Raw genomic sequence first — 13,409 nt, forward strand, 5'->3', positions numbered from 1 at the left:
CAAAGATGTATCCTAATTGATTAGGGTGTTGGGGGCGCTGAATAAATGAGGAGGCGCACCGTATTCTATCGATATAGTTGGAAATTCTAACATTAATCCCAATGAAGAGGTTATAGTGAAGCAAATCTACTCGATTCATAAAGACGAAATAAGGATAATGCTATGTCTCATCAAGTATTTGAAGATAACTCGCTTACCATCGGCAATACACCGCTTGTACGTTTAAATCGCATTGGTAACGGCAACATTTTCGCGAAACTCGAATCCCGTAACCCTGCTTTTTCGGTAAAATGCCGCATTGGCGCGAACATGGTATGGGACGCGGAAAAAAAAGGACTACTGACTGAAGGCAAGTCCATCGTTGAACCGTCTAGTGGTAACACGGGCATCGCATTGTGTTTTGTCGCGGCTTCTCGTGGCTACCCCATCACCATTACAATGCCAGCCAGTATGAGCCTAGAACGCCGTCAAGTTATGAAAGCATTGGGAGCGAACATTGTCTTAACCGAACCAGCCAAAGGCATGAAAGGCGCGATAGAGAAAGCGCAAGAAATTGCCCAAGACGACAATTTCGTGCTGTTACAACAATTCGACAACCCAGCCAACCCAGAAATTCATGAGCAAACCACTGGTCCAGAAATCTGGCAAGACACCAACGGCGACATTGATGTGTTCGTGGCAGGGGTTGGTACCGGTGGCACCATCACGGGTGTGAGTCGCTACATCAAAAACACGCAAGGTAAAGCCATTACCAGTGTGGCGGTTGAACCCACCAGCTCGCCAGTGATTACTCAAACCTTAAACGGTGAAACACCTACGCCAGCACCTCACAAAATCCAAGGCATCGGAGCGGGTTTTGTGCCTAAAAACTTAGATTTGTCGATGGTCGATTTGGTTGAACAAGTAGACAACGACGATGCCATTGCCATGGCGAAACGTCTCATGCGTGAGGAAGGCATTTTATGTGGTATCTCATGTGGTGCCGCGGTCGTGGCCGCCGAGCGTTTAAGCCAGCAAGCAGCTTACAAAGACAAAAAAATCGTTGTTGTATTGCCTGACTCGGGTGAACGTTATCTATCAACCGCCTTGTTTGAAGGTGAATTCAGCGACAACGAATTAGTACAATAAGCATGTTCTTTATGCTTATTAGATGATTGTCAGGTCGAACAAAAATCCCCGCTTAGGCTTAGCTTAAGCGGGGATTTTTTATTTTCTCAGACACATCTCAGAAGATGCTCTGAGCTAGACACTGGGGTTAGTGTTTGCGTGGTCCATAGCGAACAATGTCTTTACCATTTTCAAACACGTCACTAGACACCCAACGCCCTAATAAAAGCTGCTGATTATCATCCAGAACGGCCACAAAAGGACGGCCATTACTGTTGTTGGTCGCCAGCGCCAACCCAGCGACATTGTTTAGCCCCATCCCGCCAGATTCAACGGCCAATACAAAGGCTTCCAGCTCTTCTAAAGTACTGATTACTTCATTGTCATTCATCATTTTGTTTACTCTGTTACTGTTCAAATGCCGCAAGGATACCAGTTATTGGCACTCAAATAAAAAGTGGCTGACGATGACGACAGCCAACTGAGTTTGACGGTTTCAGGGGGAAGATACTTGGGCGGCCAACGCTGGACTTTTTATCTGACAGACAACCTCACCACCCTCAAACACGCATAGCTCTCCCTCTTGCATTTGCTGCCAAGTTTCGTCCTGCGTTAACGGCTGAGTTGCAATCACCGTCACCACGTCTTTATCCGTGGTCACTTCTTGAAAATCCACAATCACATCTTCATCGGACAAACTGGCTTTTTTAAAGGGAGCCCGACGTGTAATCCAATGCAGCTTGGTAGTGCAGAAGCAATAGAGTCGTTTGCCATCCGATAACATCATATTAAAGACGCCACGCTCTTTTAACTGCCGCGCCAATTCAGATAAGACTTGTGACAAGTTTTCGAGGTCTGGCTCAATATTATCAAAGCGGGACTGCAGCTGCTCAATAATCCAACAAAATGCCCGTTCAGAATCCGTATTGCCCAAAGGGTGTGTTTTATCAATCGCTAAATCCTCTGCAGACTCCAATTGACCATTGTGAGCATATGACCAAGTCTTACCCCACAATAAACGACTAAACGGATGGGTATTGAGCAAACATACCGCGCCGACATTTGCCTGACGAATATGACTAATCACTATGTCACATTTCAGTGACGTATGACTCATCACCTCTGCCATGTCTGAATCTGCACTCGGTCTAGGATCATGAATAGCCCACACATCACCATCTCGATACATGGCCATTCCCCAGCCATCTTTATGGGGCCCAGTGCGACCACCGCGGGCTCTTAGCCCAGAAAAACTAAAACAAATATCCGTTGGCACATTGGCACTCATGCCTAACAATTCACACATGCTCGCTTATTTCACTCTTATTTGGACGCATTCTTACGAATACGTCGATACAACAACACACCCGCCACAATCACCGCCAACCCAGCCACATTTAATGCCGCGTACATAATCCAATCAGTCGGCGTCATGGCGTCTACTTCATCCATCTCGTCTTTTGTTTCCGTGATGGGTAACTCTGTCGGTTCCGTATCAACCGATTCTTCTACAGGCTCTCCATTTTCTTCCACTATAGAAATAGCCGGTGCCACCACAACAGGAATGACTTCTCGATTAGTGGAATTGGAAGGCGAAAGTAATAAACTCTTCGCGGCTTGTTCACCGACACCAACCGTCGCTCCGGCCTCACCTTGGCGATCAAAGTGCCATTCCGGTGTTTGATATTCAAATCGTAAACCCGCTTGAGTCACGCCAGACAGTTTGGCACGTACTATCACATGATCATCAGGCGACACAGGCATGACTTTTTCCCAATACCCCTGTCCGATAAGCGGCATCTCTTCAGTGCGTTTGCCACCTTTTTTATCCGTAAACTCCAACATAACATTAGAACGCAATAGGTTGAGTTTTAGGTTCACCGGCGTGGCCGTAAAGGCCACCAGATTTTCGCTCGGCGTCGACCCTTTAAATTCAATCGCTGGGTGCACGGTGAAGAATTGGCTCAGCTGACGCTTAAAGGTCTGACCATCCACTTCACTAACCAGTTCATAATTGCCCGCTAGACCAATCCCCGCCAAGCGAATTTTAAATTGATTGTTCGCTTTGGGCACATCATAAGACAAGACTTCTTCTTTTTGCTCTCCGCTCAAACGATATAAGGTCTGCTTAACACTCACTAACCCCAATAACTGCGGATCCTGCATTAACAAACCGTCTAAAAAGAGACCAACTGAAGAATATATCTCTTCGTTGGTAAAAATGACCGGCGAAATTTTCGTTGCTCGCGCACTCAAATCAGTAATAACGCGAACACTACTACGCGACAAATCGACATTTTTAACCTGCCAAGTACCAGGCAAAGGATCCTGCACACTGATTAAGGTGTAATGATCGGCCGCCGACACAGAGACATTAAAGCCCCCTTTAATTGGTAATAACGAGTCATCAGGTAAGATCACTTCTGGCAACTCGCCTTTTTCATGAAATACCACAAGGGTTAATTCATCAATGGCGTCATCCACCACAAATTGATTACCATCCAAAGGCAATTCGTCTGAAGGAGAGGCTTGCGAAAAAATGCGGTCGAATGTGTCTAACAAATCCACTGGCACGGCGACTTCTGTGTGAGTCGCATTAGTGCGCAGCGACAAGCTTTCTAATAAGGCCTTGTCGGTATAACCTGTCATGGAGATGGTATGCAAATGAATGTCTAACAGCTCGAGTTGCTGCGACAATTCATTGAGAATGCGATCACGAGAAGCCTTATTCACCGCCTCATCTAAACTGATGTCCACCATGCCATCGGTCACCAGAATCCAATGACGATCAAAGCCCGGCGCTAAACCACCCACATCCGGGGTATCGAGCAAGAGTTTTATAATGGCTTCAAGGTCGGTTTTAACGTCTTGTGTTAGGTAGCTGTTAACATAACTGGCCACTCTGGCCTTAGTTTGAATATTAACAGGGGCTTCTGGTACCAGTACTCGTGGCGTTTCACCAAATAACCAAATGCCTAAGGTGGCTTTTTCATCTGGTGCGAGATTGGAAATAAGGCGCAATGCCTCGGAGGTGAGTTTATCAGGGTCACTGATCAGCATACTGCCAGACGCATCGACAATGACTCGAAATTGCGCGTCAGCTTTCGCAAGAGGCCCCCAAACAGTTAATGAGGCCAATAACAACATTGTACTTAACTTCAACCACTTCACGTCTGCGAACTCCTTGAATGACTCTGCTGCTATTGACCAACCAATCGGATTAACTTATTTCATAAGGTTCGGGCATGCCATGTACCCATTTAATAATATGGGTATCCCAGTCCTCTTCTTTTACCGATTGCTCATTCACAGCATAGTGCTGGACGGTTAGCCCCTGACGGAGCATTTCTTTATGACTACCAACCACCAAAGGATGCCAGCTTGGCAAGTCTTTGGTTTCGTTTAACACTCGATAACTACAGGTGTCAGGTAACCAATGAAACTCATCGATCTGATCTGGTGTCAGCGTAATACAGCTGGCCACTTTAGTCTGTCTTGTTTCGTAAACATTACACTGACAACTCGTTAAATTGAGTTGCTGACAAGATAAATTGGTGTAATACACCTCTTCCGTGTCTTCATCTTGCAACTTTTGCAGGCAACATTTGCCACAACCATCACAAATGGATTCCCATTGATCCGATGACATTTGCTCCAATGGCACCGTTTTCCAAAAAGGTTCGTAACGCTTTGCGATCATGGTTAGTAAACCGCTTCCGTTGGGGTTTTATAAAGATCCAACAAATAGTCGTCTTTGACTGGCGGCAATTGCAAGTAGAAACCCTTATCACGGATTTCATCCATGACCTTTTGTGCTTCCGCTCGTGCTAACGTCTTTTCGGGTGTGAGTAGCATCGTCATGGCACTGATGCCTTTGCCAAAACGTTCCATCAACGCATCAGGGACTTTCGATAAGCCTACGGCTTTCTCTACGAAAAGGTACATGCCTTCTCGCTTCGATGAATGGAACACTTCAATAATCAATCGCTCTTTCATAGTTTTCTCTTGACCATTAATATGATCGTTTAGGACGTTTTAAATTTATCTAAAATTGGGTTCACAATGACATCTTGACGCCAACCTGTCATGGCTGGGTTTTGCCAATCAATGGCAGAACCATCAAATAAATGACGCACCACAGGCTCTAACAACTTACGCTTCATCATGGCTTCTGGTGCCACGCCCATGGTTTCGGCTCGACCACGAACAAACGCTTTGACCGCTTTCGTTAACTCCCCTGCTTGAGAAGATAAAGGCGTTTCCAATGGCATCTGATATTCATCGGCAGACAGCTCTTTCACCATAGCGACTTTCTCAAGAATCGTTTCTCCATACAAGCGCTGCTGACGGCCCGTAATTTCCTCAACAGTGGAAATGGCTTTATGATGCGTCGGTAGTGTTTTAGCGATCGACCATAAAGTACGATCTTTCAAAATTTGCCCTTTTGGCACGTCTTCTTTTCGTGCTTGCTCATCACGCCAAATGAACAACAGACGTAACAAGGTTAAACCTTCTGGAGATAAGCGCCATGCTGTCTTCACACCCGCCCAGTTTTGCTCTGGATCCGAGTTCATCTGGTATTGCCACTTTAACGTCTCACAATCTTCTAATGCCCATTCGAGCATTTTCTTGTCTTTTAGGCGCGCGACTTGCATCGGATACACTTTTGCAAGATACACCACATCCAGTGCCGCATAACGTTTTTGCGCATCGGTTAATGGACGCTGTGTCCAATCTGAGCGGGTTTCATCTTTTGCCACTTCAATGCGTAAATACTCATGAATCAATTTCACATAACTCAATGACCATTGTGCACTGGCGTAGGCTTCCCCTATTTGAGTATCGTAAAATGGGGTAGGTAAAACGCCCAACAAACGATCAAAGACGTCAAGATCTTCAGAGCAAGCATGAAACACTTTCATAACGGCAGAGTTCACCATTAGCGCTTTCAATGGCGACCAATCATCAATGCTTAAAGGGTCAATTAAAACTGCCTTCTCCCCTTCACTGATCTGAATTAGACCCGTAATCGGAAAATAGGTTGTACGGCGAATAAATTCAGTATCCACCGCAATCACGGGCAATTCAGCCCAATAGTCACACCAACTGGCTAAGGACGCATTGTCCGCGACCCATACAATATTCAACGCCTCATCATGCTCATTCATTTTAGAGTGTCTTCCGTCCCTCTAACGCTAAGGCCAGAGTATTGCCATCAACGTATTCCAGCTCACCACCCATGGGCACACCATGGGCAATGCGGCTTACATTAATATTCAATGTTTTGAGTTTTTCCGCAATATAATGACAAGTCGCCTCGCCTTCTACTGTGGAATTCGTTGCAATTATGGCTTCTTCTACTTCGTTGTTAACCACCAAGGCTTCCAAACGATCCAGTCCTAACTCTTCCGGCCCGATACCATCAATCGGAGACAAATGCCCAAGTAAGACAAAATAACGCCCCTGATACGATCCTGCCGATTCAATAGCCACAACATCTGCAGGTGTTTCAACGATACATAAGCGCTTTTCATCGCGCTCTGGATCCTGACAAATATCACATTCAGACTCTTCCGTTAAAGTACGGCAACTACCACAACGACCGACTTTATCCAACGCTTCGCGCAGCGCGCTGGCCAATTTATCGGCCCCTTGATGATCACGCTCTAACAAGTACAAAGCCATTTTTTGCGCCGAGCGCGGCCCGACACCGGGCAAACAACGCAAGGACTCAATCAGTTCCGAAATAAGAGGACTAAACAAGAGGTCAGCTCCTAGAAAGGCATTTTGAAGCCTGGTGGAAGAGACATACCAGCGGTTGCTTCTTCCATTTTGTTTTTCTGGTTAGTTTCAATATTACGAACCGCATCGTTCATCGCTGCAGCAATCAAGTCTTCCAGCATTTCTTTATCGTCTTCAAACAACGAATCATCGATAGAAACACGTTTCACATCGTGACGACCCGTCATCACGACTTTTACTAAACCTGCACCGGCTTGGCCTTCTACTTCCATATTGGCAATTTCTTCTTGCGCCTTCTGCATGTTTTCTTGCATCTTTTGCGCTTGGCGCATCATGTTGCCCATACCACCTTTAAACATCATTTCTCTCCAAATTATTAAGCTTTAACTTTTACTGAGTCATAAACCAACTGTGCTCCCATCGTACTGGACAAGGCTTGCACAACTGGGTGTGAATTTAAGTGTTGAATCGCAACCTGTAAGGCTTCAGCACGTTTGCTGGCGGCGAATTCTTCTGCAGTGACCCCTTCGGTCTCTTCTACAGTATCAATGATCAAGGGCACTGGCATGGCGAAAAAATCACTCAATGCGCCTTGAATTTGTTCATAACGAACTTGGTTTAGCATGTGCCCGTATTCAAGCGGAACTTGTAATCTAATACCTTGATCACTGGCATCTACCATACTGGAATTCATCAAAATATTCTGCACCAAGCCTCTCAGAGGTAAGCGCGGCGCCACCAGCCACCAAATTTGCATGGTAAGCTCATTATAATGATTCAACTCAGGCAATGGCATTCCCAAAGCGGGTTGCGCAATGGTATCCGGCACTTTAGCCAATCTAGGATCGGAGGAATCCTTCTCTGCCAATTCCGGCTCTGCTTCTACCACGTCAGAAGCCAGTGCCTCAACGAGGTCCGCCGCGGGGTTAAACGGGTCTGCCACATCGGCAATGGCACGCTCTTCCGCCTCTTCTTCGTCTTCCTCTTCATCATCAACCGACTCTGACTCCTTATGAGACGCTTCCAGCAAAGATTCTACTCGTGCCGCCGCTCGCTCTGACATTTTAGAGTCATTTTGGCTTGAATCAAGTTCAACACTAGAAGCATTAATGTCCTGCTGTGGCGTTTGATGGTCTACTGAAACTTCATTTTCATGCGTCATCACATTAGATGTTTCGACCTCAGCATCAGAATCATCAGAACTTACGACTTCTGGATCCTCTGAAGCCAAGATAGGCTCAAGCCTTGCATCCGCTGACTGAGCTTCTGGCGCTTCGGGAGATTGCGACACAGCCGCTACTGTATCCTCTACCGTCTCATCCATTGTTTCGTGCGTTGGCACGTCTTCCCAAGGAGGACGTTCATCCGCACTGAGATTGGTCGACGAAGAGGCTTGAACTGACTGCGCCTGCGGTTCACTTTCAACAGCGCCATTAGTAGAGATCGCCTCGGGAGCATCCGGCTCAGCCTCAACATGCTCAGTCAAAGCCGCGGATGTTAGTGTGTTTTCGGATGAACTGGCCGAGTCAACTTCAGGTGTTTTTTTTTCTACTTCCGCCGCTATAGGCGCTTGCTGAGTCATGGTCATCGGCGGCGCAGGGCGGAAAGCAATCAGTCGCAGCATGAGCATCTCAAAACCGGCCCGCGCAGAATGTGCCAAATGCAAATCCCGACGACCAACCAATAAGCTCTGGTACATCACTTGAATTTCTTCAGGGCTTACTGTTTTCGCAATGTTCAGAATACGTGCTAAATCGCCTAATTGATCTGCCAAAGCACCTGGCACTTGTTGCTCAATCGCCACTCGATGTAAGGTATCCAGTAAACTGCCACAAATGGCTACGAAGTCTGGCTGATAATCCGCTAGAGCCTCAATACGGGACAGCACCTCGGCCGCATTTTTTGAGGCTATGCATTCCAATAAATCAAGAATCTGCGCTTGATTGACCAAACCTAACATGGCCGTCACGCCAGATTCGGAAATGCCACCATCGCCAAAGGCAATGGCTTGGTCGGTTAGACTCAAAGCGTCACGCATACTGCCATTGGCGGCTTGACCAATTTGCCACAAGGCAGGTTGATCAAATGGTACCTGCTCCGTGTTTAATACTGTCTGTAGATAATCCACCACACGCTGAGGTGACATGTTTTTCAAATTGAATTGCAAACAACGGGAAAGAATCGTCACCGGCAATTTTTGCGGATCCGTCGTGGCCAATAAAAACTTCACATGTTCTGGCGGCTCTTCGAGGGTTTTTAACAAGGCGTTAAACGAGTGCGTTGACAACATGTGGACCTCGTCTATCAGATAGACTTTAAAACGGCCACGAGTGGGAGCATATTGTACATTTTCGAGCAATTCCCGAGTGTCTTCTACCTTAGTTCGAGACGCCGCATCGACTTCGATTAAGTCCACGAAGCGCCCTTCGGCAATTTCGCGACAGCTATCACAAGTACCGCAAGGTTCAGGGGAAATACCGTTGGTTTCACAGTTTAAGCACTTAGCAAAGATACGTGCGATGGTGGTTTTACCCACGCCTCGAGTTCCTGTAAATAAATAAGCATGGTGCAAACGCTGCTGACGCAAAGCGTTTACCAAGGCTTGGAGAACATGGTCTTGCCCTGCCATTTCTAGAAAGGTCTGAGGACGCCATTTACGTGCTAAAACTTGATAACTCATGATGAATTCTGGCTAATGAAAAGCGATTTTTTATTGTACGGTAGTCAGAGCAATTTCGAAACCATTGTTCGACCTTACCAAGCGAACAATTTAACCTTGAAAGCAAAAAAGTTCACTTTAAAGATCAAGCGTTTGGCAGAAACAAAATAGGCCTACACAAATGAGTAAGCCTATTCAGTGAATGCCGATATGCGTTCTAATTAGTTCGCTTTGGCTTCGCGAATTTTGCGCTGACGTTCTTTTTCAGCCGCCTTTTCTTGGCGGTGTTTCTCGACGGCATCCAACACTTCTGCTCCGATATGCTCTTCACCACGCTGACGAGCCAACTGCACTTGACGCTCGCGCTCAATAAAACGCTGACGCTGCTCATCGGTATACTTATCAAAGCAATGCACACAACTCACGCCTTGTTGAAAACGTTCGTCTTGCTTCTCTTCTTCGGTAATCGGCATACGACAAGCGTGACATTGATCGTATTCGCCTTTTTCCAAATCGTGATTCACCGACACTCGGTTATCAAACACAAAGCACTCGCCTTCCCACATCGTTTCTTCTTTTGGTACTTCTTCCAAGTACTTAAGAATACCACCTTCTAAGTGATACACTTCTTCGAACCCCTGCTCCAACATGTAAGCGGTGGATTTTTCACAGCGAATGCCGCCAGTGCAAAACATGGCCACTTTCTTCTGCTTTTTAGGATCCATATTGTCTTTTACGTAAGACGGAAACTCACGGAAAGTATCCGTCTTTGGGTTGACTGCATTTTTAAACGTACCAATCTGTACTTCATAGTCGTTGCGAGTATCAACCAACATTACATCAGGATCTGAAATCAAATCATTCCAATCTTGCGGTTTCACATAAGTACCAACCACACGTTTTGGATCAATCCCTTCCACTCCCATGGTGACAATTTCTTTTTTCAATTTCACCTTAGTGCGGTAAAACGGCATCTCTTCGTCATAAGATTCTTTGGTGACAATGTTTTCGAGACTCGGCTGTTGATCCAGCCACGCTAACATAGCATCAACACCTTCACGAGAGCCGGCGACCGTGCCATTAATCCCTTCACTTGCCAATAGCAAGGTGCCACGAATCTGGTTGTCTTCTAGGACGCTCAACAAAGGTTCACGAATGGATTCGTAATGCGGGAGTTCGACGAACTTATAAAGGGCACATACAACGACTTTTGACATATTCTTTATCTCCTATGCGGTCTGGAACGTAAAACCAGAGCAATGATTAACGGCGCGCATTATAGAGATTTATTTGCCATTTTTCGAGTGTATTAACACAAAAAATGGCAGCCGATGAAAACCCTACCGAGGAAAGAGCTTATTGCTCGGGGTCAACCCGTTGACCTGTGGAATTATTGATGCGAAACCAGCCAGCAATGCTGTGACGAGTTCGATGAGCCGACAACACTTCATGTGGGAACGCTTCACTCAGAAAGATTGCCAGACGGCCTTTTTGCGGATAAAAACGCCCTAATTCTTGATCAGTCTCCTGCTCATCGTATAGCACAAATTCACCGCCATCTGTATCCTGCCAATCATCATTCAAATACAACACCGTCGATAGCACTCGATTACTGCGCCCTTGAAAGGCATCAAGATGCTTTTCGTAAAATGCCCCCTTTTCATAACGAGCAAAATGCGCTTCATAATCAAACAAACCTAGAAAAAGTCGTCGATTCAACGCCACTCGCAATTCCTCCATGACCTTGAGAAAATCTCGGCGCACCGGACGATCAGGGTCAATCCATTGAATGTAATCACGACGTGCGTCCAGCATCACCTGGTGATCTTGCTTGCGACCAATACCCGCCTGCAACATGTCAGCATTATCAATATTATGTGCCTCCGTCATGAGCGCCTGCGTAAACTCATCAGAAAAAAAATGGTCTTGCACACTCCAGCCTTGAGTTTGTAAATCCATTAAGACATTGGCAAACGGTTCCTCTCGGCTAAACGTCGGAATCGAATTTTCAACGTACAAGCTAGGTGCGGATAAAATTTCTAGAGGCATAGATTAATCACTTCTAAACAGGCAAAATTGCCAATTTAGCTATCATACTGTAGCCACACAATTAACACACCCAGATAATCAAACCATGAGCCCAGCTTTTCAACTTCGCGATTACCAAATACAAGCCGTCGAGTCTTCACTGGCGCATTTTCGTCGTTCCGATGACCCGGCCGTGATTGTACTGCCAACTGGGGCAGGAAAAAGCTTAGTCATTGCCGAATTAAGTCGACTGGCAAGAGGTCGTGTCATCTGCCTTGCCCATGTAAAGGAACTGGTCGAACAAAATCACGCCAAATTCGAAGCGACAGGATACTCCGCTGGCATTTATTCAGCAGGCTTGAAACAGAAGAACCATGATGAGAAAACCATTTTTGCTAGCATCCAATCCATTTCCGCCAATTTAGACCGCTTTGATCAAGCAATGAGTTTGGTCATTATTGACGAATGCCACCGCATCGGCAAAGACGCAGAAGGGCAATATTTAAGTACTATCTCACACTTTAAAGCCCTTAATCCGAAGGTGAAAATTCTTGGTCTCACCGCAACACCTTACCGACTTGGTAGCGGCTGGATTTATGAACAGCATTACCACGGCTACGCTCGCCCAACCCAAGACGCTTTTTTTAAAAAGTGTATATACGAATTGCCATTACAGCACATGGTAAAAAAAGGGTACCTGACCCCACCAATTCATTACGACGCCGCCATTGCCCACTATGATTTCAGCCTATTAACAGAAAGTCTCGATGGCGAACACAGTACGGACGACATCGCCCTAAATGAACTCATCCACAAACACCCAAGGGTCACACAAGCGGTCAGCGAACAGATCTTGCAACTCAGTCAAGATCGTCAAGGGGTGATGATTTTCGCTGCCACCGTAGAGCATGCGAAAGAAATTGTCAGCTATTTACCAGCCGATCAAACCGCCCTCATTACTGGAACCACAATCAACAAAGACAGAGACTCATTGGTTCAAGCGTTCAAAGCCAAACAAATCAAATATTTAGTGAATGTCTCTGTATTAACCACTGGTTTTGATGCACCACATGTAGATGTCATCGCCATTTTGCGCCCGACACAATCCATCAGCTTGTTTCAGCAAATTGTTGGACGAGGCTTGCGTTTAAGCCCAGGAAAGAAAGATTGTCTCGTGCTGGATTACACCAACAATGGCTACAATATTTTCCAACCAGAGATAGGCGAAAAACGCCCAACAGCCGATTCTGTCGCAGTGCAAATTCATTGTCCTGAATGCGATTTTGCCAATACTTTTTGGGGACGAAAAGACACCGATGGCAATGTTATCGAGCACTTTGGTCGGCGCTGCCACGGATTGATTGAAACACCTCATGGTGAAGAACAGTGTTCGTATCGGTTTCGGTTTAAACGCTGCCCTCATTGTAATGAGGAAAACGACATTGCTGCTCGACACTGTCAGCACTGCCAAGAAAAATTGATTGATCCTGATGACCTATTAAGAAAAGCATTAAATCTAAAAGACAACAAAGTATTGCGCTGCGCTGGTATCAGCCCAAGTATACAAGCCTCAGACAACAGCATTAAAATCACTTACCATGACGAAGATGGATTAACCCTGTCCGAGACGTTTCGTTTCGACTATAAAAAATCTCGACAAAGTTTTAATGATTTATTCGCGCGACGAATTGCCAGCGCCAGCCAGACCATAGACTTTGACAGAGCAGAACAAGTGGCTCGTTTTGTCGACTACCTGCCAGTACCGGACTTCGTGATCGCAAAAAAGAACAAACAACATTGGCAAGTGACAGAACGGCTATTTGACTATCAAGGCCCCTTTCGTAAAGCTAACGACCTTAATTAGCCGACTGCT

13 protein-coding genes are annotated in these 13,409 nt (G+C 46.0%); 2 read left to right on the plus strand and 11 right to left on the minus strand.

From position 1 onward, the window contains the following. Positions 1 to 162: 162 nt before the first annotated feature. The gene (gene cysK, locus OA79_RS15320; RefSeq protein WP_063334110.1) at positions 163 to 1,128 is read left to right on the plus strand and encodes a cysteine synthase A; all 966 of its coding nucleotides are present in this window, start codon (positions 163 to 165) and stop codon (positions 1,126 to 1,128) included. A 127-nt stretch (positions 1,129 to 1,255) separates the two neighbouring features. Here the strand turns inward: cysK and OA79_RS15325 are convergent, their stop codons facing one another. The 11 genes from OA79_RS15325 to OA79_RS15375 form a co-directional block, all read right to left on the minus strand. Continuing rightward, complete coding sequence (locus OA79_RS15325) at positions 1,256 to 1,501, minus strand: hypothetical protein (RefSeq protein ID WP_063334111.1); 246 nt, start codon at positions 1,499 to 1,501, stop codon at positions 1,256 to 1,258. 102 nt (positions 1,502 to 1,603) lie between these two features. Then, a complete protein-coding gene (locus OA79_RS15330) occupies positions 1,604 to 2,413 on the minus strand; it encodes a class II glutamine amidotransferase (RefSeq protein WP_063334112.1) in 810 nt (269 codons plus the stop codon). Between the two features lie 17 nt (positions 2,414 to 2,430). Then, positions 2,431 to 4,278 carry a vWA domain-containing protein gene (locus OA79_RS15335; RefSeq protein ID WP_063334113.1) on the minus strand — a complete coding sequence of 616 codons (1,848 nt, stop codon included), beginning with the start codon at positions 4,276 to 4,278 and terminating at the stop codon, positions 2,431 to 2,433. A gap of 49 nt (positions 4,279 to 4,327) precedes the next feature. After that, the gene (locus OA79_RS15340) at positions 4,328 to 4,807 is read right to left on the minus strand and encodes a YcgN family cysteine cluster protein (RefSeq protein WP_063334114.1); all 480 of its coding nucleotides are present in this window, start codon (positions 4,805 to 4,807) and stop codon (positions 4,328 to 4,330) included. Positions 4,808 to 4,809: 2 nt separating this feature from the next. Continuing rightward, the gene (locus OA79_RS15345; RefSeq protein ID WP_063334115.1) at positions 4,810 to 5,103 is read right to left on the minus strand and encodes a YcgL domain-containing protein; all 294 of its coding nucleotides are present in this window, start codon (positions 5,101 to 5,103) and stop codon (positions 4,810 to 4,812) included. Positions 5,104 to 5,132: 29 nt separating this feature from the next. Further along, on the minus strand, positions 5,133 to 6,275 hold the full coding sequence (gene rnd, locus OA79_RS15350) for a ribonuclease D (RefSeq protein ID WP_063334116.1): 1,143 nt from the start codon (positions 6,273 to 6,275) through the stop codon (positions 5,133 to 5,135). 1 nt (position 6,276) lies between these two features. Next, positions 6,277 to 6,870, minus strand: coding sequence for a recombination mediator RecR (gene recR, locus OA79_RS15355; protein WP_063334117.1), 594 nt, complete (start codon positions 6,868 to 6,870; stop codon positions 6,277 to 6,279). Between the two features lie 11 nt (positions 6,871 to 6,881). Continuing rightward, entirely contained in the window at positions 6,882 to 7,208 is a 327-nt protein-coding gene (locus OA79_RS15360) for a YbaB/EbfC family nucleoid-associated protein (RefSeq protein WP_063334118.1), read from the minus strand. A 17-nt stretch (positions 7,209 to 7,225) separates the two neighbouring features. Further along, positions 7,226 to 9,529 (minus strand): DNA polymerase III subunit gamma/tau, encoded by a 2,304-nt coding sequence (gene dnaX, locus OA79_RS15365; protein ID WP_063334119.1) that lies wholly within the window; start codon positions 9,527 to 9,529, stop codon positions 7,226 to 7,228. Positions 9,530 to 9,729: 200 nt separating this feature from the next. Next, positions 9,730 to 10,725 carry an oxygen-dependent tRNA uridine(34) hydroxylase TrhO gene (gene trhO, locus OA79_RS15370; RefSeq protein WP_063334120.1) on the minus strand — a complete coding sequence of 332 codons (996 nt, stop codon included), beginning with the start codon at positions 10,723 to 10,725 and terminating at the stop codon, positions 9,730 to 9,732. A gap of 139 nt (positions 10,726 to 10,864) precedes the next feature. Beyond that, complete coding sequence (locus OA79_RS15375) at positions 10,865 to 11,557, minus strand: 2OG-Fe(II) oxygenase (protein ID WP_082825502.1); 693 nt, start codon at positions 11,555 to 11,557, stop codon at positions 10,865 to 10,867. 85 nt (positions 11,558 to 11,642) lie between these two features. Between OA79_RS15375 and OA79_RS15380 the strand changes: the two genes are divergently transcribed. Further along, entirely contained in the window at positions 11,643 to 13,400 is a 1,758-nt protein-coding gene (locus tag OA79_RS15380; protein ID WP_063334121.1) for a DEAD/DEAH box helicase, read from the plus strand. Positions 13,401 to 13,409: the final 9 nt, after the last annotated feature.

The organism is Marinomonas sp. TW1, assembly GCF_001625355.1.
Classification (GTDB): Bacteria; Pseudomonadota; Gammaproteobacteria; order Pseudomonadales; family Marinomonadaceae; genus Marinomonas.